Below are 26,456 nucleotides of genomic sequence, written 5' to 3' on the forward strand. Positions count from 1 at the left end.
GCTTTTGTCTGTGGTGGGGGGTGCCGCTGCGCCTGCCGACACCGACTCGGTCAGCCGGCGTCGGCGACCAAGGGCGCGCCGTGTGATCCACGCCTCTTGGGAACGCTCCCATGAGATTGCCGGCAGGTGTCGGGAGTGTCAATAGTCCAGTTGGAGCGATCCCAGATCGTTACCACGCAGCTCGTTCGCCCAGGCAAACAATCGGGAATGGCTGACAGGTTGCGCACCGACAACGGTCGATGGGGTCGGCCGCAGTCAGCAGAGACGACGCAACAGGGTGTCGACGCGACGGGCGTCGAAGAACGCCGGATCGAAGGCGGCACCGACCCAGTCCCGCATCGTCCGATGCTCCGGATGACCCGGCTCGGCCAGCGCGGCGAGCAGCAGCCGATAGCCCTGCGGGCCGCCGACGTCCTCCGGTGGGCCGGCCCGCTCACCGCCGAGGCAGCTCGGGTAGCGTTCCTCCGCCTCGGCACCGAAGACGTCCTCCACCAGCAGGTCGTGCTCCCACCAGTCGCCGAAGTCGTAGGTGTAGTGGAACCGGCTGCCCTTGCCGACCACCGCGTCCAACCGCACGTCCAACTCGTCGTGCAGGGCCAGCTCGCCGTCGGGGTCGGGCTCGCCGTACTGCACGCCGTCGATCTCGAACGAGTGCAGGTGGCAGTCCCGCCAGCCCATCGCGTGCTGCACCACGCGGTGCAGCCGGTCGAGGGTGTAGCCGCCGGGTACCAGCACCCGACGCCAGATCGCCGGACGAACCCCGGACAGGGACATCCTCAGCTGGAAGATCTGACGCGGCATGGGTGTCCCATCCTCCCTCGGCATAGGCTGCGAGCATGATCTGCCGAGCGTGCCGGGCGCGGCGGCACGACGACTGCCCGGGCCGGAACTGGTGCGACTGCCAGCACCGTACCCCCCGACCGACCCCTCCCGTCACCGGTCCGGCCGGCGAATGAGCGACAGAGCGCCGATTTCCGTCCTCTGGCCGGACCCGTCCCCGGAGCCGGTGGACGACGACACGCTCATCGCCCGGTACGGTCGCGCCGACCGGCCACGCCTGCGGATGAACTTCGTGACCAGCGTCGACGGCGCGGTCAGTCTCGACGGTTACTCGGCCGGGCTGTCCGGCACACCCGACAAGCGGGTCTTCGGGCTGCTCCGGATGCTCTGCGACGCGCTGCTGGTGGCTGCCGGCACGCTGCGCCACGAGGGCTACCGGGCGATCCGGCTCGACGAGCGACGCCGGGCCTGGCGACGCGCGCACGGGCTGACCGAGTATCCGACCCTGGTCGTGGTCTCCGGCACCCTCGACCTCGATCCGACCCAGGCCGCCTTCGCCGACGCACCGGTACGCCCCGTGGTGCTCACCCACCGCAACGCGGCGGCACCGCCCGGCCTCACCGACGTGGCCGAGCTAATGCGCCACGGCGACGACCGGGTCGACCTGGTCGCCGGGCTGGCCGAACTGCGCCGACGCGGACTCTCTCAACTGCTCTGCGAGGGCGGGCCACACCTGTTCGGCGCCCTCACCGCCGCCGATCTGGTCGACGAGGTGTGCCTGTCGATCGCGCCCCTGCTCGCCGGGGCCGGGCCCGGGCGGATCACCGCCGGTGACCCGAGTCCCGCCCGGCGCCTGCCGCTGCGGCACGTGCTCCGCGCCGACGACGGCACCCTGCTGCTCCGCCACGCCCGGCACTGACGGGCGACGTGCTGTCCCAGGCAGCCCGGACACCCGCCGTCAGAGTCCCGTCGCCGTACGCGATCGGCACGGTGTCGTTACGTGGCCTGCGCCGCGTCGCGTGGCGGCCTGTCGTACTCCTCCGGCAGGATGCAGGGCGTGTGTGCCGACCGCGACGACCGACCGAGCGGAGTAGCCCGATGATCGACCAGGGGTTCGACGGCCCGGGCGAGGGGGTGGGCCGGGTGCTGGGCACCGCCGACGCCACTCCCCTGCAGTTCTGGACGGCGGTTTCCCCGGGCAGCTATCTCCAGCTCGACGACGTGGTGGTGACCCGGCGGGAGTTGCCCGACCGGGAGCCGGTGACCATCGCCGGAGTGGTCACCCAGGTCCGGGCGCGGCACGAGGGCGCACAGTTCGACTCCGACGTCTTCGCCATCGCCGACGGCACGCTGCCGGCGCAGGTGCAGGAGGCCGCCGAGATCACCACCACCCGGGTCGATCCCGAGTTCTACGTGCCGCCGCAGCCGGGTGCCGTGGTGCACCGGGCCGAGGGCGACGCCCGCGCCCGGGCCCTGCACTTCGACCGGATGGAACGGCGGATCCCGATGGGCACCGGCCGCGACGGTGTGCCGGTCTACCTCAACGCCGACTTCCTCGACGGCAGTCGGGGCGCGCACGTGTCGATCTCCGGCATCTCCGGGGTGGCCACCAAGACCAGCTTCGCCACCTTTCTTCTCTACTCGGTGTTCCGCTCCGGCCAACTCGGCGGTGACGCGGTGAACGCCAAGGCGTTGATCTTCAACGTGAAGGGTGAGGATCTGCTCTTCCTCGACCACCCGAACGCCCGGCTCGACGATCCGACCCGGGCCGCGTACGCCCGGCTCGGCCTGGCCGCGGACGCCTTCCCCGACGTGCGGGTCTACGCGCCGCCCCGGGTCGGTGACTCGTCCGGCACACCGGACGTGAGCAGTCGGCTCACCGGGGTCGACAGCTTCTACTGGACACTCACCGAGTTCTGCGCGGACCGCCTGCTGCCGTACGTCTTCGCCGACGCCGACGACGAACGTCAGCAGTACACGATGGTGGTCCACTCCGTCGCCGCCCACCTGGCCCGGTACGCCCAGCCCGCCGACGGCGGCGTCAGCATCGACGGTGTCCGGCTGGGCAGCTACGGCGACCTGGTCGATCACGTCGTCGAGCAGCTCAGCGACGACGAGACGCGCGGTGACTGGGCGGGCAGCGCGGTCGGGCTGGGCACGGTGAACGCGTTCGCCCGTCGGCTGATCGGCAGCAAGAAGGACCTGTCCCGGCTGATCCGCGGCGATCTGGCCACCCGCCGTCCGCACAGCATCAACACCTCGGAGTCGGCTCAGGTCACCGTCGTCGACCTGCACAACCTGCCGGACCGGGCGCAACGTTTCGTGGTCGGCGTGACGCTCAAGACCGAGTTCGAGCGTAAGGAGAAGGCCGGCACCGCCAAACCGCTGCTGTTCGTGGTGCTCGACGAGCTGAACAAGTACGCCCCCAGGGAGGGGTCCTCCCCGATCAAGGAGGTGCTGCTCGACATCGCCGAGCGGGGCCGCTCGCTCGGGGTGATCCTGATCGGCGCGCAGCAGACCGCGAGCGAGGTGGAGCGGCGCATCGTCACCAACTCGGCCATCCGGGTGGTGGGCCGGCTGGATCCGGCCGAGGCGTCCCGTCCGGAGTACGGTTTCCTCCCGCCCGCCCAGCGGCAGCGCGCGCTGCTGGCCAAGCCGGGCACGATGTTCGTCAACCAGCCGGACATCCCGGTACCGCTCTGTCTGGAGTTCCCGTTCCCCGCCTGGGCGACCCGGGTCTCCGAGGCGGGAGCCGCGCCGTCGCAGACCCTGCGGTCGATCACCCAGTCCGCCGACCCGTTCGCGGTCGTCGGCTCCGGCGGCGGCACCGACGACGACATCCCGTTCTAGCCCGGGGGTAACAGCATGAAGATCCTGCACACCTCCGACTGGCACGTGGGCAAGGTCCTCAAGGGACAGTCGCGGGCCGAGGAACACAAGCAGGTGCTGGCCGGAGTCATCGAGATCGCCCGGCGGGAACGGCCCGACCTGGTCGTCATCGCCGGTGACCTCTATGACACGGCGGCACCGACCCCGGAGGCGACCCGCCTGGTCACCCGGGCGTTGACCGCGCTGCGCCGCACCGGCGCGGACGTGGTGGCGATCGGCGGCAACCACGACAACGGTCCGGCCCTGGACGCGCTGCGCCCGTGGGCCGAGGCCGCCGGCATCACCCTGCGCGGCGGCGTACGCGAGGATCCGGCCGAACACGTCATCGACGGCACCACCGCCGACGGGGAACGCTGGCGGTTGGCCGCGCTGCCGTTCCTGTCCCAGCGGTACGCGGTCCGGGCGGTGGAGATGTACGAGCTGACCGCCGCCGAGTCCACCCAGACGTACGCCGACCACCTGGGCCGCATCCTGGCCCGGTTGACCGAGGGTTTCGACGAGCCGGACCGGGTGCACCTGGTCACCGCCCACCTCACGGTGGTCGGCGCGGCCACCGGCGGCGGCGAACGCGACGCGCACACCATCATGGGTTACGCGGTGCCCGCCTCGGTCTTTCCCGGCACCGCGCACTACGTGGCGCTCGGGCACCTGCACCGCGCCCAGCGGGTGCAGGGGCCGTGCCCGATCCGCTACAGCGGCGCCCCGCTCGCGGTGGACTTCGGCGAGCAGGAGAACGTCCCGGCGGTGACGCTGGTCGAGGTCACCGCGACCACGGCGGCGCGGATCCGCGAGGAGCCGGTAACCGCGGCGACCGCGCTGCGCACCGTGCGCGGCACCCTCGCCCAACTCGCCGAGATCACCCCACCGGAGGGCTGGCTGCGGGTGTACGTGCGCGAACAGCCCCGCGCCGGCCTACGGGAAGAGGTGCAGCAACTGCTTCCGCGGGCCCTGGAGATCCGTATCGACCCGGAGCTGGTGCCGGCGCCCGGCAGCGGCACCCGGGTGGCGCAGCGGTCCGGTCGCTCGCCCCGGCAGTTGTTCGCCGACTATCTGGACAGCCGGGGGCATGCCGACGAGGGCGTTCGGGAACTCTTCGACGAGCTGCTCGAGGAGGTCGATCACTGATGCGGCCGATGCGGCTGGACCTGGCCGGCTTCACCGTCTTCCGCGACGCCACCACGATCGATTTCACCGACGCGGACTTCTTCGCCCTGGTCGGGCCGACCGGTTCGGGCAAGTCGACGGTGCTCGACGCGATCTGCTTCGCGCTGTACGGCACGGTGCCCCGCTGGGGCGGCACCCGCGGGCTGGGCAACGCGCTCGCGCCGTCGGCCACCGAGGCGCGGGTTCGGCTGGTCTTCGAGTCCGGCGGTGCGCGCTACGTAGCCACCCGGGTGGTGCGTCGGGACAGCCGGGGCAACGTCAAGACCGCCGGCGCCGGGTTGCAGCTCATGCCGGAGGGGTTCGACGTCACCAAACTGGACACCGGGCTCAGTCCGGAGGATCTCGGCGAGGTGGTCGCCGGCACCCCGGCGGAGATGGACGCGGCCGTGCTGGCGGCCGTCGGCCTGCCGTACGAGCAGTTCACCAGCTGTGTGGTGCTGCCGCAGGGCCAGTTCGCCGACTTCCTGCACGCCCGCCCGGCTACCCGGCAGCAGATCCTGGTCAACCTGCTCGGCCTCGGCGTGTACGAGCAGGTGCAGCAGCGGGCCACCACTCGGGCCGGTCAGGCGGAGGCGAAGCTGGAGGCGGTCGACCAGTTGCTCGCCGGGCTGTCCGACGTCGACGACGCCGCACTGGAGCAGGCCACCGGTCAGGTCGACCGGATGCGGGAGCTGGCCGGGTCGGTGACCGCCGCCGTACCGGAGCTGGAAGCGGCGCGGACGACCGTGCGGGAGGCCAACGCGGCGCTGGCCACGCTCGACGCCGAACTGGCCGCGTTGGACGAGGTTCGGGCACCGGACGGGGTGGCCGAGGTGGCCCGGGCGGTGACGGCGACCCGGGCCGAGTCCGACGCGGCGGCGACCGCGGTGTCGCTGGCCGAGGAGCGCGAGGAGAAGCAGCGGCGAGCCACCCGCCGCCGGCGACGAGCGCTCTGCGGATGCTGCCAGTGGGCGTACGCCGACTGGGAGCAGTTGTCCGCGGAGCAGGTCCGGGCCGGGATGGAGGCGGCCGGCGTCGAGCACGACGCGGCGGTGCGGGCACTGACTGGCGCAGGCGGCGTCGAACGCGCCGGAGGCGGAGTTGGCGGCGGCGTTCCAGGCGCACGAGGACGCGAAGACCGCCGACCAGGCGACGGCGTTGCGGGCCCACCTGACCGACGGCGACTCGCCCGGTCTGCGAGCAGCCGGTGGCCCGCCGGCGACCTGACCGGCCCGGCGGCGGCGCGCGGGCGGTGGCGGCCGGCAAGGCGGCCCGGGCGGCCGGAAGAGACGGCCAGGAAACTCGTCACCGAGCCGACGCCGCCGCACGTGACCTGGAACGGGTGCTGCCATGCTGCCCGTGCCGAACATGACGGCTCGCGGGCCCGACTCGCCGACGAGCGGCTGACTGGTGCGGCTACCGCCGAGGCGCTGGTGGCGCGGCTGGCGGAGTTGGCCCGGCTGGGTGGCAGGGGCTGGACGAGGCGACCACGGCGCTCCGCGCCGGCTGGGACGCCGCCCGGCAGGCCCGGGCAGGCGGTCGAGGCGGCGCAGGATCGGCTGCGGACGGCATGGCGGATGAAGCTTCGACGGCGCCGTGACGCGGTCGCCCGGTTCGGACTGCTGGCCACCGACCGCGACGATGTCGCCGCCGCCTGGGCCACGTTGGCCGAGTGGGCACGGACCAGGCGTGGCACCGCCGGTCGGAGTGGACGGGCTGGCCGGTGCGGTGGTCGAGGCGGAGACGGCAGGCCGGCGCGGCGGCGGACCGCATCGCGGGCATCTTCGCCGGGCTGCCTGCCCCGGACGATCCGGTCCGCGCCGCCGCCGTCGCCGTGGAGCGGGCCGAGGCCGAGCTGCGCCGGTTGACCGAACGACGCGAGCAGGCCGGGGCGCTGCGCGAGCAGCGGGCCGGACACGAACGCGAGGCGCAGGTGGCCCGGGCGCTGGCGGGGCACCTGCGGGCCAACAATTTCGAGCGGTGGCTGCTGGCCGAGGCGCTGGATCTGCTCGTCGACGGCGCGTCGGGGATCCTGCGGGAACTCTCCGGCGGCCAGTACGACCTGGTCCACGACAAGGGCGAGTTCTTTGTGGTCGACCACCACGACGCCGGGCTGCGGCGCGGGGTGCGGACACTGTCCGGCGGCGAGACGTTCCAGGCGTCGCTGGCCCTGGCACTGGCGTTGTCCGAGCAGTTGGCCGGGATGTCCACCACCGCGGCCAGCCTGGAGTCGATCGTGCTGGACGAGGGCTTCGGCACCCTCGACGCGGCCACCCTCGACACGGTGGCCGCCACCCTGGAAAATCTCGCCGCCCGGGGCGACCGGATGGTAGGCGTGGTCACCCACGTGCCGGCGCTGGCCGAGCGGATCCCGGTCCGCTTCGAGGTGCACAAGGACGCCCGCTCGGCCCGGGTGGAACGGACCGGCCGGTGATGCGGACGTGAACCGCTTCTTCGTCGATGCCTGGGATCCCGGCTACGGGGCGTCGTTCGAGGCCGCGCCGGCCGGCCCGGCCGCGCCGAGCAGCGCCCAGGTCGAGGCGGAACACGAGCTGCCGGCGGTGGACTGGCGGGCGATCGGCCCCCGCCCGGAGGTCCGGGCACCGGACGTGGTGCTGCTTGTCGACGGGGTACGCCGGATCGACGCCAGTATCTGGACGGCCGAGGAGGACGGCGGCTCGTTTCCCGGGCTGGCCGCCTCGTACGCGGCCGGGGCAGGCGCTGCGACCTTCGACCGCGGTGCCGCGTAACTGGCCGGCGCCACGGTGGAGCGGGGCCTGTTCACCGCCAGCCCGTCGGCGACCGACGTGGTGGCCGGCAACGTCCGCTACCCGGTGCACCGGGTCGGCGGCAGCGGTGAGCTGGCCAAGCTGCCGGCGGCGGTGCAGGGTCCGCTCACCGCCCTGGAGGTGCAGGTGTCGGCGGCGGCGCGTACCGACGACGACCTGCTGGTGGTGGACGGGCCGTTGCGTAACCGGCGGCAGCTGCCGCGCACCCTCGGCTACATCAAGACCCAGCACAGCCAGTACCTGGACGCCCGGCTCACCGCCGTGGTCACCGGTCTGCCACCGGGTCACCGTTCGCCGGTGTTCCGGCTCGGCACCGCCTGGGGCGGCTGGTCGTGGTATCTGCGGCTGCCGGTGACCGCGGGCGCGCCCTGGGCCGGCATCGTGCGGCTGGAGTGCTCCGCCGACCTGGAGATCGCCGAGGCGGTGTGGCTGGCCGACCTGTCGCTTGTCACCCTGCCCCGGTTCGCCTCCAGCCCGTACAAGGATCCCCGGGCCCCGCAGAACCTGGTGCCGATCGCCGGGCTGGAACGGTTGCTGCGCTCTCGCCTGGGCGACGCCCGGCTGCTGCATCGCGCTCACCGTCGCCGCTCACCGCCGCCGCCCGCCGGCTGCTTGATGTGGGACGGCGGCGCGACGCGGACCGGATCTCCGAGCCGGTCGACACGGGGCTCGCCGAACTGGTGCCGGATCCGGACCGGTCCGGCTCGTGGACGCTGCTGCTCGACGGCGTACCACAGTCGCATGTGGACCTGACCGACCCGACGCACCTGGAGTTCGAGTACGTCCGTCGGCTGGCCGCCGCGATCGACCTGGTGGCACCGGCGGGCGCCCCGCTGCGGGTGCTGCATCTGGGCGGCGGTGCGCTGACCCTGCCGAGGTACGTCGCCGCCACCCGCCCCGGCTCGACGCAGCGGGTGGTCGAGGTGGACGGGGCACTCGTCGATCTGGTCCGACGGACGTTGCCGTGGCGGGCCGATCCGCGCCTGAAGGTACGGGTGGGTGACGCGCGGACGGTGCTCGCCTCCGGTCGGGAGGCCAGCTACGACCTGGTGGTCGCCGACGTGTTCGCGGGCGCCCGGACACCGGCCCGGCTCACCTCCGTCGAGTACGCCGCCGAGGCTGCCCGGGTGCTGCACCCGGCGGGCTGGTACCTGGCCAACGTCGCCGACGGCTCGTCACGTGCCGCCACGCCCGGGCACAGGTGGCCACCGTGCGAGCGGTGCTGCCCCGGGGCGGTCTTATCGCCGACGCCGCCGTGCTGCGCGGCCGGCGCTACGGCAATCTGGTGCTCGTCGCCGGCCGGCAGGATCCGCCGGTGGCCGCGTTGGCCCGCCGTGCCGCCGGTGACTGGTTTCCCGGCCGGGTGTTGGCCGAGGCGGAACTCGACCGCTTCACCGGTGGCGCCGTCGTGGTGCACGACGGCTCGGCCGTCGACTCGACGCCACCTCCGCCGGGGATTTTTTCCGTCCGACGTTGATCCGTTCGGTGCCGCCTTCCGTACCAGTCAGCAGCCATGCCCGTGGGGGGACGGCTTTCTGTCCAGGGACGTCGGAGGTCTGCATGCACGCACTGGCGGTCGGTTGGCAGGGCGACCGGGTGCGGGTGGACTGGATGTCCGCCCGGTCCCAGTCGCGGCCGACCACGTCCACCCGTGGGGTCGACTCTCGTCCGGCGGCTCGCCAGAATAGCCCGGTGACGCCGCGACCCACCCCTGGCCGCCACCAGGCTTCCACCACCGAAGCCGCCCACTCCGACCAGTTGGTCCGCACGCTCTACGCGGAACACGCCGGACCGCTGCTGATGTTCGTGATGCGGCTGACCGGCGGAGACCGGCAACGGGCCGAGGACATCGTCCAGGAGACGCTGCTGCGGGCCTGGCGCAACGCGCACCGGTTGGGCGCGCAGGGACAGGGGTCGCTACGGCCGTGGCTGGTCACGGTGGCGCGACGGATCGCCATCGACGAGCACCGCAGCGAGCAGGCCCGCCCGGCCGAGACGTACGACCGGGACCTGACCGCGTTCGCCGAGGCCGACAGCACCGACCGGGTGCTGCGGTCGATGACGGTGGCGGACGCGCTGCGAACGTTGAGTCAGTCGCACCGGGAGATCCTGGTGGCGACGTACTTCCGGGGCCGGACGGTGCCGGAGGCGGCCGAGGAGCTCGGTCTGCCGTTGGGCACCGCGAAGTCGCGGGTCTACTACGCGCTGCGCGCGCTGCGCACAGCTCTGCAGGAGAGGGGGGTGACGGAATGAGCCGGGTTGACCACATGGACGTCGCCGCGTACGCGCTCGGCGTGCTTGACGAACAGGACATGGAGCGGTTCGAGGAACACCTCGCGACCTGCTGGGCCTGTGCCGCCGAGCTGGAGACGATGGTGCCGGTGGTCGGGCTGCTCTCCGACATCGACGAGGAGTCGATCACGGCACTGGAGCAGACCCACTCGGATCCGGTCCTGCTGGACCGGACGCTCGTGGCGCTGCGTACGCACCGTCGGCGGGCCCGGTTCCGGCAGGTCCTGGCGACCGCGGCGGCCGTGGTGGTCTTCGGTGGGCTGACCGGTGTCGTGTTCAGCAATCTCACCGACAGCAGCACGGCACCGCCGATCGCCGGGCCGACCACGGCTCCGGTGGGCCCACCGACCGACCGCACCGGCAACCCCAGCGGCCCTAGCTTGGGTGGCAACGAGCAGGAGGGTGAGCAGGTCGATGTCACCGACCCGGCCACCGGTGTCGAGGCGACGTTCTGGCTGACCTCGAAGGACTTCGGCACGAAGATGGACTTCAGCCTGGGCAAGCTGCCGGGGCCGCGCACCTGCCGCCTGGTGGTGGTACGCGACGACGGCTCCACCGAGGTCGTCTCCACCTGGTCGGTGCCGGACGGCGGGTACGGCACGAACGCCAACACGCAGTTGCTCACCCTGTCGGCGGCCACGTCGACGAAGCGGGACGACATCAAGCAGTTCGAGGTGCAGGAGATCGATTCGCGGGGTGCCACGGACACTCTGGTGACCGTCCCAGCGGCCTGATCCACGTACCCGGAAGGCCCGCCTCGACCCCGAGGCGGGCCTTCGGTCTTTCCCGGCGTCAGGCGACTCAGCCACCTGGGGATACGGACTCACACGGACAGAAAACCCAGACGGTTCAATGGATTCTTGTGAACTTGCCCACCCTTTCGGATTCAACCTTGACAGCGCTCGACCCGTACTTCCCGGTGAACTGCCAAGTATGAGGAGGGCACGTGGCACAGATGAAGCGGACCGTCATCGCCGTGGGCGCCATGTTCGCACTTACGGCCTGCGCACCCGCAGGCTACAACGGGGCGGACGCGGGCGCGGCCGAGCCGGTCGCCGTCGCCGCGGCCGAGCCCAGCGTGACCGCCGACCCCGAGGCCAGCGCGGAGCCGGGCGCCTCGGCGTCACCGGGCGCGGAGGAAGAGACCGACGCTCCCCTGCCCGAGGGTGTCGAACTGACCGACAGCCTGACCGGCAAGAAGTTCCCCCGGATGGGTAGCGCCGTGGTCAACCAGGACGGCTACATCCTGTACCGCTTCGACCGCGACACCAACGACCCGCCGTCGTCCAACTGTGACGGCCAGTGCGCGGAGGTGTGGCCGCCGGCGCTGACCGACGGCGCTCCGGAACTCAAGGGTGTCTCCGACGACGACGTCGGCACCATCACCCGCGAGGACGGCACCCGCCAGATCACCCTCGACGGCTGGCCGCTCTACACCTACATCGGTGACAAGAAGCCGGGCGCCTGGAAGGGCCAGGGCGTCGGCGGCACCTGGTTCGTGGTCAACCCGGACGGCAGCAAGAACCTGGAGTGCCTGCCCAAGGGCACCCCGAAGGCGGTCGCCCCGCCGTCGAAGACCGAGTCGAACGAGTCGGACTCCGACTACGACTACTGATCCAGCAGGCACCTCGGTGGCCGGCCGCAGCCAGCAGTGGCGCGGCCGGCCACCGGCGTCTGTCAGGCGCGCACCAGCCGTCAGACGCGGGACGCTGCGGCTGCTTGATCGAAGATCAACGGTCAGCCGAACAGCCGGCAACGCCTGGACGAACGGCAAGTATCCTCACGATCACCAGGCTGATACATTGCCACACGTCGCGCGCCGGCGCGTTCGGCCACGGCATGCCGAGCCTGACACCGCTCCGCGGCCGACGAACTAATCGGGGAGTCTCCGGCGCGCCCGGAGAGATACACGGGGGATCTCGGCTTGTCTGCTGAACCTGTCCGGCAAGATGATCAGCAAGGCTCGGCCCTGGCAGAAGCAGACCTGCGATGATCGCGCTGCGTATCTACCGGGCCTTGCCTCGGCGCTATCGAGTCCGACTCGTCCAACTTCTTCCCCCACAGCGGCAACTCTGGCTCGTTCGACGATTGACCAGACTGGCACCGCCTCGAGCCCATACCCCTGTCGGACGCGTACACCGGGTGCGCGACCGCAGTAGCTGGGTGACGGCCGAGGTGGTTGAGCAGGCGACCCCGCTCGCCATGTGGCAGCGCAACCTCGATCTGGTGACCGACGCGCTCGACGGGGCGGGCATCGACTACTTCTGCGTCCGCCACAAGAACGACCTGCACAGTGCGGTCGCCGTGCCGCTAGCGCGCAAGGGCGAGGCACTCCGGGCGCTCCAACAACTCACCCAACAGCCGCAGGTCACGGTACGCCTGACCAACGGTGAGGGGAAGCACGCAAGCGCCAAACAGCGGACCGCAGTCGTCCAGGTCTTCAACGCCGTGTCAGATCCTGACAGCGTCACCGTTCTCGGTAGCGAATTTGCCTGCGAGGTCGAATTCTGGCAGGTGACAACACCAACCGACCGACCGATCACTGAGATCGTCGCACCGCGTGGCAACCAGGTCGCCAGTTCCCTGCCGGCCCAAGGCCAAGCCGTTGCCGTACCGGCCTCGCGCCTGACCCGCCTCGCGCCGGAACGCGGCGAGCCGGGCCGCTACCGGAGTCGTGCGGAGTTCGCGGGCTTGGGGTACGAGCACATAACGTTCCCGATCGACGCCGTCTACACCTGGGTGGACGGCAACGACACCGACTGGATGCAGCGGAAGAACCTGGCGCTACTCGATCAGCAGCCGGGTTCCGAGATCAGCGACGTGGCCGCTAACGCATCCCGCTATGTCAGCCGGGACGAACTCCGCTACTCCCTCCGCTCACTCGTGGCCTTCCTGCCCTGGATCCGGATGATCTATCTTGTGACGGACGACCAGGTGCCACCCTGGCTGGATGTCACACATCCCATGATCAAGGTCGTGCCTCACCGAGACATATTCGGTGACACCGGCCGGCTCCCGAGCTTCAACTCTCATGCGATCGAGTCACGATTGCACCGCATCTCTGGCCTCAGCGAGCACTTCATCTACATCAACGATGACATGTTCTTCGGTCGCCCGCTGCTGCCGACCAAGTTCTTTCACGCCAACGGGCTCGCGAAGTTCTTCCCCTCTCCAGCCCAGCTCGATGTCGGACCAGCGACGATCTATGACGCGCCAGTGACCGCAGCTGGCAAGAACAACCGCCGGCACATCCAGGAACGGTTCGGTCGTACGATCACGCAGAAGATGCGTCACGTGCCGTACCCGCTTCGCAAGAGCGTCTTGGAAGACATCGAGCGGGAGCTTACCGACGAGGTGCTCGCGACGGCTGAACATCAGTTCCGGCACCCGGCCGACCTGTCCATTCCCTCGTCATTGCAGCACTACTGGTCCTACCTGTCGGGGAAGGCGGCACCTGGATCGATCGCCTACTCCTACGCCGACCTGGGTCATCCCTCCGCGCCGATTCAGTTGGCGCGGCTGCTGACCCGTCGTGATCGCGACGCCTTCTGCCTGAACGACACCGACTCGGCCGAGGTCTCACTTCCCCAACAACACGCCATGCTCAGCGAGTTCCTCTCGGCATACTTCCCGTTCCGCGCGCCGTTCGAGCTGCCTGCCCACCTCGAGGTGGAGCGAGCACGCCAAACCGCGAGTGCACTCGCTGCGGCGAGCCTGCCGCTGGACCCGACCGACCTGATCCGTCGGGGCTCCGGAAGCAGCCAGGCGAGCATCTTCACCAACGGCCGTGAGCCTGTCCAATGAGTCCGAATGATCGCCGGAGATCTTCTCGGCCGCCGCTGCGGCTCCTGCAAGTGGTCTATGGTGCTCGCCGACGAGCGGGTGTGGTGGCGGATCGTCTCACCCGGCGGACCACCCGCTTATTGCGCGAACCCGTTGTAGATCTTCCCAGGGCGACCTGCGACTACTTCTCGGTTCTCGACGGGCGGACACTGCATGTGCACGCCCTACTACCGGCCTCCGCGGTTGCCGTCGAGCAGGCGAGTCTACTGTTCATCCAGAGCTCCCGAGTGGTGGTGTGCCCGGCGTCGGCCGAGACGATTGGTGACCGGATCTCGGTGACCGCACGAGCCGCATTCGGAACGGGTACTGATGAGATCTCGCTGGGCAAGGGGATCTGGTCGGTGGCGGTCACAGTGTCGGAAGCAAGCGGAGAGCGTCGGTTCGCGCTGCAGACGACAGAGCCGGCAGAGCACGATGGACCCACGGTGCCGACTCCGCCCCACCCGGTCTCCGGCTGGCGATTTGAGCCAGGTTGCGGCAACCAGGGACTGGCACACCTCACCGTCAAGGCAGCCAAGGCTCGGGCTGAGGTGCTCCGGCTGGCAACCGGGCCGACCGAGGCACGGATTTCCGCTCGGTTGGTCGGCGTCGGCTCACTGCAGGACCCGATGATCGTTTTTACCCCGCGCGGTGACGGCACCGATGTGATGATTCCTATCGACCCGGTGAACGGGCAGTTCGAGTTCACGGTCCCGTTGGCTGAATTGGCCGTTGGACCGCCCGGCGCCGAGGTGATCTGGGAGGCCTGGGTACGCACGTCACCAACTCGAATGGTCCGCCTCGGCCGGTTTCTGCACGACCTACGTGATCCGCGGACCGTGCTACGGGTCAGCCGGACCACTGTGACGATCGACGATCGACGCTTCGTGGGATACCGGCCCTACTACACCAAGGCCGGCAACCTCGCGGTGGCCTGTCTGCACTTTACGGGGGCATCCACATGAAGATCACTTACCTGCTGAACACAGCCGACGCCCTCGGCGGAACCGAACGGGCCATCCTCACCCAAGCCGACTACTTGGCGCGCCGTCATCAGGTCGAGGTCATCAGCGTCTTCCGCACCAGCGAGACGAGCTTCTTCGCGAACGATGCGCGAGTTCGCCGACGTTACCTTGTCGACCTTACCGGGCCCACACCTCGGCCCCTGCGACCCACGTCCGTCGACGACGCCGCGTACGAGGCACTGGCTCGCAGCGATAGCCGGCTGATCCCCAAGCGATGGGAGAGGCAGTTCAATCGCCTGGCCGACCTTGAGGTCGAGCAGGCACTGCGGTCCCTCGACGCCGATGTTCTGGTCTCGTCGTCTCCCGCGCTGATGTCACTGGCAACCCGGCTGGCACCTCCCGGGGTCGTCACGGTGCATCAAGAGCACCGACCGTCGCAACTACGCGGCGGAACCGGTCAACCGCTCTTCCAGATGTCTCCACGGCTGGACGCTCTGGTGGTGCTCACCGACCGGACCAAGGACTGGTTCGTCGACACCTTCGGCACCTCCGCCCCACGCTTGGAGGTCATCCCAAACAGCATCCCCGACGGTTTCCGGCCCCGATCCGATCTGCGCAACCCGGTGGTGGCCATCGCCGGGCGGATGGTGCCAGAGAAGCGGATCGACCACGCCATCCGGGCATTCGGGAAGGTCGCTGCTGCCCACCCGCAATGGACATTGCGGGTCTACGGCGACGGCCCGCTGCTGCCGGAGATGCGACGTCTCGCCGCCGACCTCGGTCTGCACGACAACGTGCAACTTGTGGGTGCGACCGACCGGATGACCGAGGAGTGGGCCAAGGCCAGCCTCGCGTTGCTCTCCTCCCGAGACGGCGAGGCGCTGCCGCTGGTCCTGCTGGAGGCGTTCGCCGCAGGCGTCCCGGCGGTCAGCTACGACATCCAGACCGGGCCAGCCGAGATCATCACCCACGGTGTGGACGGCCTGTTGGTCCCGTCCGGCGACGAAGACCACCTCGCGCAGGCGCTGATTCGGCTTATCGCCGACAACGAGATGCGCCGAAACTTCGGTGCCAACGCGCTCGTCGCCGCCGAGCGCTACCGCATCGAGCCGATCATGCGACGGTGGGAAGAGCTCTTTACCGAGCTGATCGCCGATCACACGAAGCAGGAGCAAACCCGCGCTGATCGTCTGGCCTCCTGGTTGGCCCTGGCTGGTGGTTCTGGTTTCGCACCCGCCGCGCCCCGGCCAGGACATGTGACCGTCGGGCCTGATCTGGAGTCACTTGAGAGGCAGATTGAGGACGCAGTTCCCGGCCTGATCCGCAGCGGCGGCCGGTTGAGCGTAGTCCGTGACGATCTGGTACCAGCCGACGTCTCGTACGACAACTTCAGCGCAGTGGTCGATGTACTGACGGAGCACGGCATCCGGTACTGGATAGCCCGCGACGCAGGCGTTCGACACCGCGTGGTGGTGCCACTGGAGGAGCGGGAGGCGACCCTGGCCGCGCTCGCCCGCAAGTTCGCCAGGGCTCCCTACTACGCCGAGACCCTGGCCGCCGGCGCCAAAGTCACCTCGGTGACACTCGCGGCATGCCTGGTTAGCGAGCCACGGGCGGCCGATGCTGTCGGTCTGCGGGTGTTCAAGCCCCTCGTGTCACCGTCACGGACTCTGCGTTACGGCCCCGCAGTCGGCTGTGACGTCGAGTTCTGGGTGCCCTCCACAAAGGGGGATGCACTCCTGGCGACCCGCCGGACGCTGCTCGGCGATTCGATATCGACGGCGGCAATGGTGCCGGCGACCGTTACCATCCGGGACCGGCAGCATCCCACCATCGAACCCTTCGCCCAACGACTTGTATCCGATGTGGACTTTCCCATCGACGTCGTCTATACCTGGGTCGACGGCGCGGATCCAGCTTGGTTGGCAAGCAAGAACAGTCTTTTATCGGCGGCCGGAAGATCCCCGGTGGACGCAGCGGAAAGTATGGCCCGGTTCCGGGACCGCGCCGAACTGCGCTACTCCCTACGCTCCATCGACATGTACGCCCCGTGGGTACGAAACATCTACCTGGTCACGGCTGGACAGACCCCCAACTGGCTGGACACCGGTCATTCTCGAATCAAGGTCATCGACCACCGGGACCTGTTCGGCTCACGAGGCACGCTACCGACATTCAATTCACACGCCATCGAGTCACAGCTGCACCATATCGATGGGCTGGCGGAGCACTTCATCTATTTCAACGACGACTTCTTCCTCGGCAGACCGGTACAACCGAGCCTCTTCTTCCGCAGCAACGGGTTGGCGCAGTTCTTCCTCTCTCCGACACCCATCCCCATGGTCGATGTGAGCGAGGAGGACGACTTCAACTTCAGTGCGGCGAAGAACAACCGCCGGCTGATCCGAGAGGCGTTCGACCGCGTTCTCACGCACGGGCTGCTGCATGCGCCCTACCCGATGCGCCGCAGCGTCGCCTACGACCTTGACAAGGCCTTCTCCGACGAGATCGAGCGGACTGCGGCAAGCCGGTTGCGCGACCACACCGATGTATCGGTCGCCTCCTCACTGCATCACTACTACGCCTACCTCACTCAGCGCTCCGTACAGGGATCCATCCGAGTCAGCTACGTGAACACGGGGGACCCGAACGAGCACCCGCAGCTGACCCAGATTCTCATCACCCGCGGCTATGACGCGTTCTGCCTGAACGACACCCACCACGGTGACCTCGATGAGACGGAGCAGGTTCGAGTCGTCTCCGGTTTCCTTGAGAGCTACTTCCCGGTCGCGAGCCAGTTCGAGCGCGGCAGCCCGCGGAACCAGGCAGTTAGGGCTCGGTTGTAGGCAACGACCCGTGCCGGCTGGGCGCTTCCCGCCGGCACGGGCTCGTTGAACAATCAGCGACGATGGGTGGCCTGACGCTCCCAAAACGGTCGGGCGAACCAGACATCATCAGAACGTTCTGCTGTCGCCGATCACGTTGAAGCGGGAGTTGGGCAGGGTCGGTGCGTCGACCTGGTTCGGCCGCCGACTAGCCGGAAGACTCTGCCGGGAACGGCGCCACAGGGTGCTCGCCCCCTGCCCGCGGCGCTCGGCCACCGTTTCCTCGGGCAGTTCGAACGGTGCCGGGAAGGGCAGATAGCGGGGCAGGAAGTCGGCGAGCATCCGCTCCTGTTCCGGCAGTGCGCGAGGATCCGAGTCGGTGTCGTTGAGGCAGAACACGTCGCGGTGACGACGCGCGAGCAGTTCGGCGAGGCGGGCCGGGGTCGAGGGGTGACCGAGGTCCGCGTACTCGTACTCGATGTCGGCCGGGACCGCCTGCGCGGTCAGGTACGCCCAGTACTGGTGCAACGACGACGGGATCGAGAGGTCCTCGTGGTGGCGGAACCGGTGCTGCGCGGTGGCTGTCACGTCGGCCTGCAACACCGCCTCGATCTGGTGCATGATGCTGCGACGCAGGGCGAACGGCGTGTGCTTCATCTTCTGCGTGATGGTCACGCCGAACTGCCGTTGGATGTGCCGGCGGTTGTTCTTTCCGGCGGCGTTCACCGGCGGATCGGTGGGCTTGGCCTCGCCGAGCCCGAACTGGGCGGGCGAGAGGAAGAACTTCGCGATCCCGTTGGCGTGGAAGAAGTGGGTCGGCAGCAACGGCCGGCCCAGGAAGACGTCGTCGTTGAGGTAGAGGAAGTGCTCCGCCAGCCCCTCGATGCGGTGCAGCCGGGCCTCGATGGCGTGCGAGTTGAACGACGACAGCCCACCGAGGTCGGCGAAGAGTTCAGCGTGCGACACGACGGTGATCATCGGGTGGCTCGGGTCGAGCCAGCTGGGCAGCTGGCCGTCGGTCACCAGGAAGATCTTCCGCAGCCAGGGGGCGAAGCTGTGCAGCGAGCGCATCGAGTACCGCAACTCGTCCCGGTTCTGGTAGCGCGACGAGTTGGCCGCGATCGCGTGCAGCTCACCGTCGGGGCCGCCCAATGCGGCCCGCTTGCGCTCCAACCACTCCGGATCCGAACCGTCCACCCAGGTGTAGACCGCGTCGATCGGGAACCCCACCCGATCCGGGGCGCGGACCGTGAGGTCCCGTCGGGTGCCGTAGGTGTGGTCGTCCGCCTCCGGCACGAAGTGGCTGAGCAGCGCCGCGGCGACCCGGACCGGCTCGGCCCGGGCCGGCGCCTCGTCGATCACCGCGTTGTGCCGGGGGGCGCGGACGACGTCGCCCGCCCGGCTCCAGAACTCGATCTCGCAGGCGAACTGGGCACCGAGCACCACCCCGGCCCGGACGTCGGTCACCGGGAACCACACCTGAATGACCTCGGTCGGTGCCAGGTCGGGCTGGTTACGTCCGGGGCGTACCTCGACGGTGCGTACGTGGGCACCCGACAGCGCCGGCGCCGAACGCACCAGCCGGCGCACGGCGTCCCGCTGATCCACCAGAATCGCCACCGAACTGCGCAGGTAGTCGTCGTTGCGCAGACAGTGGTACTCGATGCCGGCGTCCTCCAAAGCCGTGGTGACGGCGGTCAGGTTGCGGTGCCACATCTCCAGCGGTGTCGCCGCAGCCACCACCTCGGCCTCGGTACGGGAACCGTCGTCGGTCACCGTCACCCGCGCGCCGACCGGGTGCAGGTCGTCACCGCCGCGCGGCCGGGTGAAGGTACGCACCAGGCCGAGCCGCCGATGCGCGGGAAGCAGGTGGAGCAGCCGCTGCCGGAGAGCGGGCGGCAGGAGACGGTAGACGCGCAGCGCTATCATTCGGCGGGCCGTTCGATATGGACGGTCACGGCACGATCAGCGCTGACGGACGCCGGAGGGTGAACCGTGCGCCAAGCGCTCTGTATGAACAACCGCTGCGGCCGTCATCCCCGTTACCCTCCTGCACAGCTCCCCGTGTCGCGCAAGGACGACCGGTCGATGGTTCCCCCGGTGCACCGTGCCGTTTGCCGGACGGATCTGACCCTGCGCAGGTCGGACCATAGCAGCGTGTTCACCAGTGGGACAGGTGCGCTACTCCTGTTGGTCACCGTGTCGACAAGCCAGCAAGCCGGATAGATCCGGTGGTGCGGATTTTGCCCAAATAATCCTGGCCGATCAGGTGGTCCGAAAACCGGACGGATGGCTGTCAAGAATTGGCTGGGTAAATGGCTGCCCAGCATGCCGGGGTGGGTCGGCGGTGACCTGTCGCGAGCGGGGTGACACAGTGACCTGGTGACCGGGACGGAACCGAACGCCCGCCGGGTGTCGCCAACCCCGCCCGGCTACCGCCTGGCCGCTTCGGTACGCCCGCTCACCTTCAGCCCGTACGACCCGTGTGCGCGCTTCGTCGCGGGCGCCTTCTGGTGGGCGGCGCGCACACCCGACGGACCGGCCACCCTGGCCCTGCGACACGAGGGCGGCGAGCTGGTCGCCGAGGGTCACGGCCCGGGTGCCGGCTGGATGGTCGAGCACGCCGACGCGGTGGCCGGGCTCCGCGACGACCTGACCGGGTTCGCGGAGCTGGCCGCGAGCCACCCCGTGGTGGCGCGGCTGGCCGCACAGCAGGCGGGGCTACGGATGCCAGCCAGCGGGTTGATCTTTCCCCGGGTGCTGCGGGCCGTGTTGGAGCAGAAGGTCACCGGCAAGGAGGCCTACCGGGGGTACGCGGCGACCGTACGCCACTTCGCCGAGCCGGCGCCCGGGCCGGTGCGGTTGCTGCTGCCACCCGATCCGGCGGTGATCGCCGCCGCCCCGTACTGGGTCTTCCATCCGTTCGGCGTGGAACAGCGCCGCGCCGAGACACTGATCCGGGCCGCGCGGATGGCCGACCGCCTGCAACGGTGCGCCGACTCGACCCAGGCCACCCGCCTGCTGCGGTCGATCCCGGGCGTCGGGCCGTGGACCGCCGCCGAGGTGGTCCGGGTCGCGTACGGCGACGCGGACGCGGTGAGCGTCGGCGACTACCACGTACCCAACACGGTCGCCTGGGCCCTGGCCGGCGAGGCGCGCGGCGACGACGCCCGGATGCTGGAGCTGCTGGAGCCGTTCCGGGGTCACCGGGGCCGGGTCTGCTGGCTGCTGGAGACCGCCGCTGTGCAGGCGCCGAAGTTCGGCCCGCGCGCCCCGATCCGCTCCTTCGCCCACTACTGAGCGCCGGTATCAGGCGGCCTCGCGCAGGTCGGCCAGGTCGACCGGGGTACGCCGACGCAGCAGCTCCGCCAGTTCGTCCACCGAACCCACCTCGCCGAGCACATTCCTGCCGCCGCCGAAGCGCCGGGGATAGGTGTGCGCCAACCGGTACACGTACCGGCCGTGAATCAGCTCGACGCTGATCCGCCACCGTCCGCAGCACCCGCACACCCACTCCGCCACCTCGCGAAAGTAGCTCTGACCTGCGGTTTCTCGATCCGCCCGAGTGGGACGTGACGGGCCGGAGGAGGACACGCCGCCCACCGGGCGGCCGTGATCCGGGTCACCGCTGTCGGTGCCGTCTGGTTGACTGATCGCCGTGGACCTGCCGATCAACCCGCCGGTGGAGCCGATGCTCGCCCGCAGCGTCAACTCGATCCCCACCGGCCCGGGGATGACCTACGAACCCAAGTGGGACGGCTTCCGCTGCATCGTCTTCCGCGACGGCGACGAGGTGGAGCTGGCCAGCCGGGGCGGCAAGATGATGACCCGCTACTTCCCCGAGGTGGTGGAGCAGGCCCGCCGGCAGTTGCCGCCGCGCTGCGCGGTCGACGGCGAGCTGATCGTGATCCGCCGCGACGGCCCGGACGGGCAGCCCCGGCTCGACTTCGAGCTGCTGGCCCAGCGCATCCACCCGGCGGCCTCCCGGGTGAAGCTGCTCGCCGAGACGACGCCGGCCGACTTCGTCGCCTTCGACCTGCTCGCGCTCGATGACGAGAGCCTGCTCGACGCGCCCTACCCGACCCGCCGGGCCCGGCTGGAGCAGGCGTTGTCCGGGGTGCAGCCGCCGGTGCACGTCACCCAGATCACCACCGACGCCGAGGTGGCGCGCCGCTGGTTCGACGTCTTCGAGGGCGCCGGCCTGGACGGGTTGATCGCCAAGCCGGCCGACCTGCCGTACGAGCCGGGCAAGCGACTCATGTCCAAGGTCAAGCACGCCCGCACCGCCGACGCGGTGGTGGCTGGCTTCCGCTGGCACAAGTCCGGTCCGGTGGTCGGGTCGCTGCTGCTCGGCCTCTACGACGACGCCGGGGTGCTGCACCACGTCGGGGTGAGCGCCTCGTTCACCATGGCCCGCCGAGCCGAGCTGCTGGAGGAGCTGGCCCCCTACCGCGACGTCGGGCCCGAGCACCCGTGGGTGCACGGCGACCACGAACGCGGGCAACGCATCCCCGGCGGGGTCAGCCGGTGGACCGGCACCAAGAACCTGGAATGGGAGCCGCTGCGCCCGCAACTCGTGGTCGAGGTGGCGTACGACGCGATGGAGGGTGACCGGTTCCGGCACACCGCGCGCTTCGTTCGCTGGCGACCCGACCGTGACCCGCTCTCCTGCCGATACGATCAACTTGACCGGCCGGTCCGGTTCGACGTGGACCAGGTGCTGCGGGGTGACCCGGCGGTGCCGGCCGGGCCCGCGTAGCTTGGCCGTCGACCCGATCACGGAGGTTCGTTCGTGACCCGCACGCCCGACCGGACCCGCCGTTTCCGGCTCACCGTGGCCGGCCTCACCGCCGCCGTGGTGGTCACCGCCGGCTGCACGCTGCCGGCGTTCGCGCCGCGCACCGACGTCGACGGCGAGGCCGCGGCACCGGGGACCGCGCCGACCTGGCGGTCCTGCCCGGAGGTGGCCGACGAGGTGGTCGGGCGGCGCGCTCCGGACATCCGGTACGAGTGCACCCGCATCCAGGTGCCGCAGGACTGGGCGGGCGGCAGCGCCGCCACAACCGGCCCGGGCGCCGGTGAGACCTTCGAGATCGCGCTGCTGCGGGCCCGCTCCACCAACCAACGCGACCGGATCGGCTCGCTGCTGGTCAACCCGGGCGGCCCCGGCGGCTCGGGCGTCGACACCGCCGTCTACCTCACCTTCGGCGAACAGTACGGCGGCCTGCCCGACGCCATCCTCGAACGCTTCGACATCGTCGGCTTCGACCCGCGCGGGGTGTCCCGGTCCAGCCCGGTCGAGTGCATCTCCGACGCCGACCTCGACGCCGTCTTCGGTTACAACCCCGACCCGGAGAGCCAGGCGTCGTTCGACGACTTCGTCGCGCTCAACGAGCGCATCGGCCAGGGCTGCGGCGCCAAGTACGGCGACCAACTACCGCTGTACGGCACCGAGCAGGCGGCCCGCGACATGGACGCGATCCGGGCCGCCGTCGGCGACGACAAGTTGACCTACCTCGGCTACTCCTACGGCACCCTGCTGGGGGCCACGTACGCCCAGTTGTTCCCGCAGCGGGTGCGGGCGCTGGTGCTCGACGGCGCGGTCGACCCCCGGCAAGACCTGATCGAGGGTTCGGAGAGCCAGGCGAGAGGCTTCGAACGCGCCTTCGACAACTTCACCAGGTGGTGCGCGGCGAACGCGGCCCGCTGCCCCATCGCCCCCGACGCCCGGGCGGCGGTCACCTCGGCGATCGACAAGGCCGAAGTCTCCCCCGTCCGTTCCGCCGACGGGCGGGAGGCCACCGCCGGCTGGATCTTCTACGCGATCGTCTCGTCGCTGTACTCCGAGCCCGGCTGGGAGCAACTGGCCCGGGCCATCGACCGGCTCAACGAGGGCAACCCGAGCGACGTGTTCCGGCTAGCCGACAACTACACCGACCGCGACTCCGACGGCGACTACAGCAACCTCTTCGACGCCAACCTGGCCATCAACTGCGCCGACGAGGAGCAACGCCCCAACCTGGAGCGGATCCGCCAACTCCAGTCCGAGTGGCGCAGCCGGTATCCACTGTTCGGCGCGCCACTGGCCGCCGGCCTGGTCTCCTGCACCGAGTGGCCCGGCGGCAGCGACCCCTACCCGACCGGCCGCGCCGAGGGCGCCCCGCCGATCCTTGTCGTCGGCACCACAGGCGACCCCGCCACGCCGTACGAGCAGACCCCGGCGCTGGCCGAGATGCTGGGCGTGGGGCGGGTGCTCACCTGGGAAGGTGAGGGGCATACCGCCTACCCGCAGACGGCCTGCATCACCCAGGCCGTCAATGCGTACCTCATCGACCTGACCGTCCCGCCCGAGGGCAAGCGCTGCCCGGCGCGCTAAGGCGCTCGGACATCCGCGTTAATCGGCAGTGAGCGCAGAGATCGCGGACCTCGCCTGCGGCATTGCGAACAGTTGCTCCAGGACCTCGGGATAACTGGCACCCTGCGCGACCCGGCCACGCGATTGTTCAAAGGCCATCTCAACCTCTGGTGAGGCGACCGGTGGGCGGGCCCGGATGGTGAGCGATTCCCCAGCGGACGCAGACAGCGCAGAGCCGGCACGAGCGACGAGTCGGCGTATCAGGTCCGCGTAGGAGAGGCCGCACCCGTCAAGTATGGGCTGCGAATTGCGCAACTCCTCCGGCTCAGGAATCTCACTCAGCGCCAACTGATGGGTGATCGAAGCAGCAGCGAGCACGACGTGCTCAAACTGAACCTCGGTAGCCCCCTCGCGGACCGCCTGGCGGCCAGCCTCTTCCTCAAGTGTCGTCAGCAGGCCCGAACTCGGCCCGTCGATCTTCCTCGAAATCGCGTTGATGGGCCACACCAAGATGCGGCTCACCACGTTCACCCGCAGGAGTCCCACCCTCTCCAGCGAATCGACAGCAGGTGCCCACGGGTGCTTACCCTGGAACGACTTCAGCAGGCCGACCTCCGACAACACCTCACCCCGATCGACGCCGCTACGCGTCACGAGGGCACTCGCCGTCGTCCCCTCGCTCGCGAGAAGCGCGAGCAACACTTCGCGGTCACCGACCCAGGGAAGGTGCCGTTCCGCAGAGATTGCTCGCGCCTCGGCCAGGACGTGCACGGCCCCTGCCGTCCACGCCGGTGACATCGAGGGCTGCTCACCAATAAGGAAGTCCGATCCCGCGCGCACCGCCTCACGCAGGACGGCACGTGCCCCGTACAACGAGAGCGGGTCTACGCTCCCAGCCCTTCCCTGGATGTCAGACCTCGGGCCGTCCGGCGCCGGATAGTTCGACTTCAGGATGGACCTCAGGAGGGGTGCCTTGGCGCCCATCCGCCGACAGAATTCGAGCAGCAGGTCACCCGATCCGACGGTTGCTCGGCCGCCACGTGAGGCCCTCTTGAATGCTGGCACGAGGATCGCCAGAACCGTCCAGCTCGAATAGTCACCAGCGTTCACCTGCATGAAGGCCATCCCGTCAAGCTTGAGATTCCGCGACGTAGTGTCGTACGACGCGGGTGACGGTGTCGCGGTCGCCATCGACGCGTACGGTGCCGGCGCGTTCGGCGTCGGTGAGCGGCAGGCCACCGAAGAGCACCTCGCTCCAGGCCGTCGAGTCGGTGGTCACGGTCGCCACCGGGTCGACGGCGGCACCGGGCCGGACGTCCAGCATCCCGTTGACGGTGGTCAGCCGGTACTCGCGTACTGGAGGGTCGGGCTGGCGGATGTCGTAGAGGCGCAGGGCGGTCAGTGGCAGGCCCTCGGGGACGGGGGGCGCCATGGTGCGCATGGCGAGGACCATGGCGTCCGGGGTCATGCCACCGCTGGTGCGCGGGTCCGGCCCAGAGGAGTACCAGCGGCCCAGGGACGCGAGGACCGACTCCAGGCCACGGCCCCACTCGGTGACGGCGTACGCGCGGGTGCGCGCCAGGTCGGTAAGCGTCACTTGGTCGACGATGCCGGCCTGACGCAGGGATCTGAGCCGCTCACTGAGGACGGCCGGCGTGATGCCCCGGACGGACTCCTGAAGATCGGCGAAACGCTTGGGACCGAGGAGCAGTTCGCGGACGACGATCAACGTCCACCGGTCACCCACCAGGTCGAGAGCGTTGGCAGCCCGGCAGGCGTCGCCGTGGTGCGCATAGGTCAACTTGACAGGCAATCCCGATCAACTTCTTTCACACGAGTGGACGCTATGTTTATAGTAGCGGGTATGCCGAGTATGGATAGACAACCAGCGCCGCCGGTGGTCGACCGCGACACCTGGCTTCGGGAACGGAACGCACTGCTCGTACGGGAGAAGGAGCACACCCGGGCCGGTGATGCCATCGCGGCCGCCCGCCGTCGCCTCCCGATGACCGAGGTCAACCCGGTCAAACTGGTCGGCGAGCAGGGCCCGGTCTCGTTGCTCGACATCTTTGACGGGCGAAATCAACTCGTGGTCTACAAGCACATGTGGCACCTCGGCAAGCCGTTCGAGGAGCAGTGCGAAGGCTGCACCATCAGCATCTGGAACTTTCACGAGGCTAGCTACCTGGCGGCACGGGGCATCAGGTTCGCGGTCTTCGCCGAGGGACCGTACGAGGAGATCGCGCCGTTCCGCGAGTTCATGGGCTACCTCCACCCGTGGTACTCGAACTACGGCATCGACGAGCCCGCCGTCGCCGGCGGCGGCAACATCGCCTGCTACCTGCGCCAAGGCGAGCGGGTGTTCCTCACCTACGAGACGACCGGCCGCGGCGTCGAGGCGATCATGGGCTCACTCAAACTGCTCGACATGACCGCCTACGGACGACAGGAAGCCTGGGAGGACTCTCCCGACGGCTGGCCGCAGGCCGACCCGACGTACAGCTGGTGGCGCAAGGACGGCCGCCCGGTAGCCCAGTGGACTCGCCCCGGCGTCACGCCCGTTCAGTCGGACCAGCACCACTGCCACTGAGCACCT

At 69.8% G+C, this 26,456-nt stretch carries 18 protein-coding genes and 3 pseudogenes; 16 read left to right on the top strand and 5 right to left on the bottom strand.

From position 1 onward, the window contains the following. Positions 1-255 precede the first annotated feature (255 nt). Complete coding sequence (locus tag ENC19_RS02565) at positions 256-801, bottom strand: plasmid pRiA4b ORF-3 family protein (protein ID WP_164445517.1); 546 nt, start codon at positions 799-801, stop codon at positions 256-258. Positions 802-952: 151 nt separating this feature from the next. On the opposite strand from ENC19_RS02565, the gene ENC19_RS02570 reads away from it, so the two are divergent. The 12 genes and pseudogenes from ENC19_RS02570 (at position 953) to ENC19_RS02625 (ending at position 17,526) form a co-directional block, all read left to right on the top strand. Next, the gene (locus tag ENC19_RS02570; RefSeq protein ID WP_164445518.1) at positions 953-1,699 is read left to right on the top strand and encodes a pyrimidine reductase family protein; all 747 of its coding nucleotides are present in this window, start codon (positions 953-955) and stop codon (positions 1,697-1,699) included. Between the two features lie 179 nt (positions 1,700-1,878). After that, positions 1,879-3,630, top strand: coding sequence for an ATP-binding protein (locus ENC19_RS02575; protein WP_164445519.1), 1,752 nt, complete (start codon positions 1,879-1,881; stop codon positions 3,628-3,630). 15 nt (positions 3,631-3,645) lie between these two features. Then, positions 3,646-4,794 (top strand): exonuclease SbcCD subunit D, encoded by a 1,149-nt coding sequence (locus tag ENC19_RS02580; protein ID WP_164445520.1) that lies wholly within the window; start codon positions 3,646-3,648, stop codon positions 4,792-4,794. Beyond that, a pseudogene (locus ENC19_RS02585) lies at positions 4,794-7,246 on the top strand (AAA family ATPase). The gene ENC19_RS02580 and the pseudogene ENC19_RS02585 overlap by 1 nt, the downstream one beginning before the upstream one ends. 7 nt (positions 7,247-7,253) lie before the next feature. Continuing rightward, positions 7,254-8,217, top strand: a pseudogene (locus tag ENC19_RS02590) (hypothetical protein). A gap of 1 nt (position 8,218) precedes the next feature. Beyond that, a pseudogene (locus ENC19_RS02595) lies at positions 8,219-9,078 on the top strand (spermidine synthase). A gap of 83 nt (positions 9,079-9,161) precedes the next feature. Beyond that, positions 9,162-9,854 carry a sigma-70 family RNA polymerase sigma factor gene (locus tag ENC19_RS02600; protein ID WP_164445521.1) on the top strand — a complete coding sequence of 231 codons (693 nt, stop codon included), beginning with the start codon at positions 9,162-9,164 and terminating at the stop codon, positions 9,852-9,854. Continuing rightward, the gene (locus ENC19_RS02605) at positions 9,851-10,627 is read left to right on the top strand and encodes an anti-sigma factor family protein (RefSeq protein ID WP_164445522.1); all 777 of its coding nucleotides are present in this window, start codon (positions 9,851-9,853) and stop codon (positions 10,625-10,627) included. The genes ENC19_RS02600 and ENC19_RS02605 overlap by 4 nt, the downstream gene beginning before the upstream one ends. Positions 10,628-10,839: 212 nt before the next feature. Beyond that, entirely contained in the window at positions 10,840-11,508 is a 669-nt protein-coding gene (locus ENC19_RS02610; protein ID WP_164445523.1) for a COG4315 family predicted lipoprotein, read from the top strand. A 548-nt stretch (positions 11,509-12,056) separates the two neighbouring features. Then, entirely contained in the window at positions 12,057-13,697 is a 1,641-nt protein-coding gene (locus ENC19_RS02615; protein WP_309246141.1) for a stealth family protein, read from the top strand. A gap of 83 nt (positions 13,698-13,780) precedes the next feature. Next, positions 13,781-14,680, top strand: coding sequence for a hypothetical protein (locus ENC19_RS02620; RefSeq protein WP_164445524.1), 900 nt, complete (start codon positions 13,781-13,783; stop codon positions 14,678-14,680). Next, a complete protein-coding gene (locus ENC19_RS02625) occupies positions 14,677-17,526 on the top strand; it encodes a stealth conserved region 3 domain-containing protein (protein WP_164445525.1) in 2,850 nt (949 codons plus the stop codon). Before ENC19_RS02620 ends, ENC19_RS02625 begins: the two co-directional genes overlap by 4 nt. A 108-nt stretch (positions 17,527-17,634) precedes the next feature. Here the strand turns inward: ENC19_RS02625 and ENC19_RS02630 are convergent, their stop codons facing one another. Next, positions 17,635-19,434 carry a stealth family protein gene (locus ENC19_RS02630; RefSeq protein WP_235944360.1) on the bottom strand — a complete coding sequence of 600 codons (1,800 nt, stop codon included), beginning with the start codon at positions 19,432-19,434 and terminating at the stop codon, positions 17,635-17,637. 453 nt (positions 19,435-19,887) lie between these two features. Here ENC19_RS02630 and ENC19_RS02635 point away from each other — a divergent pair, with 453 nt between their 5' ends. After that, positions 19,888-20,805 carry a DNA-3-methyladenine glycosylase family protein gene (locus ENC19_RS02635; protein WP_164445526.1) on the top strand — a complete coding sequence of 306 codons (918 nt, stop codon included), beginning with the start codon at positions 19,888-19,890 and terminating at the stop codon, positions 20,803-20,805. Between the two features lie 9 nt (positions 20,806-20,814). On the opposite strand, the gene ENC19_RS02640 is transcribed toward ENC19_RS02635, so the two are convergent. Then, on the bottom strand, positions 20,815-21,027 hold the full coding sequence (locus ENC19_RS02640; protein WP_164445527.1) for a hypothetical protein: 213 nt from the start codon (positions 21,025-21,027) through the stop codon (positions 20,815-20,817). 136 nt (positions 21,028-21,163) lie between these two features. Between ENC19_RS02640 and ENC19_RS02645 the strand changes: the two genes are divergently transcribed. Beyond that, positions 21,164-22,264, top strand: coding sequence for an ATP-dependent DNA ligase (locus ENC19_RS02645; RefSeq protein ID WP_164445528.1), 1,101 nt, complete (start codon positions 21,164-21,166; stop codon positions 22,262-22,264). Positions 22,265-22,297: 33 nt separating this feature from the next. Further along, positions 22,298-23,881, top strand: coding sequence for an alpha/beta hydrolase (locus ENC19_RS02650; RefSeq protein WP_164445529.1), 1,584 nt, complete (start codon positions 22,298-22,300; stop codon positions 23,879-23,881). A gap of 18 nt (positions 23,882-23,899) precedes the next feature. Here the strand turns inward: ENC19_RS02650 and ENC19_RS02655 are convergent, their stop codons facing one another. Next, complete coding sequence (locus tag ENC19_RS02655; protein WP_164445530.1) at positions 23,900-24,985, bottom strand: hypothetical protein; 1,086 nt, start codon at positions 24,983-24,985, stop codon at positions 23,900-23,902. A 4-nt stretch (positions 24,986-24,989) separates the two neighbouring features. Then, positions 24,990-25,661, bottom strand: coding sequence for a winged helix-turn-helix transcriptional regulator (locus ENC19_RS02660; protein ID WP_164445531.1), 672 nt, complete (start codon positions 25,659-25,661; stop codon positions 24,990-24,992). A gap of 63 nt (positions 25,662-25,724) precedes the next feature. Here ENC19_RS02660 and ENC19_RS02665 point away from each other — a divergent pair, with 63 nt between their 5' ends. After that, complete coding sequence (locus ENC19_RS02665; RefSeq protein ID WP_164445532.1) at positions 25,725-26,450, top strand: DUF899 family protein; 726 nt, start codon at positions 25,725-25,727, stop codon at positions 26,448-26,450. Positions 26,451-26,456 lie beyond the last annotated feature (6 nt).

Source organism: Verrucosispora sioxanthis, assembly GCF_010560025.1.
GTDB classification, from domain to species: Bacteria; Actinomycetota; Actinomycetes; order Mycobacteriales; family Micromonosporaceae; genus Micromonospora; species Micromonospora palythoicola.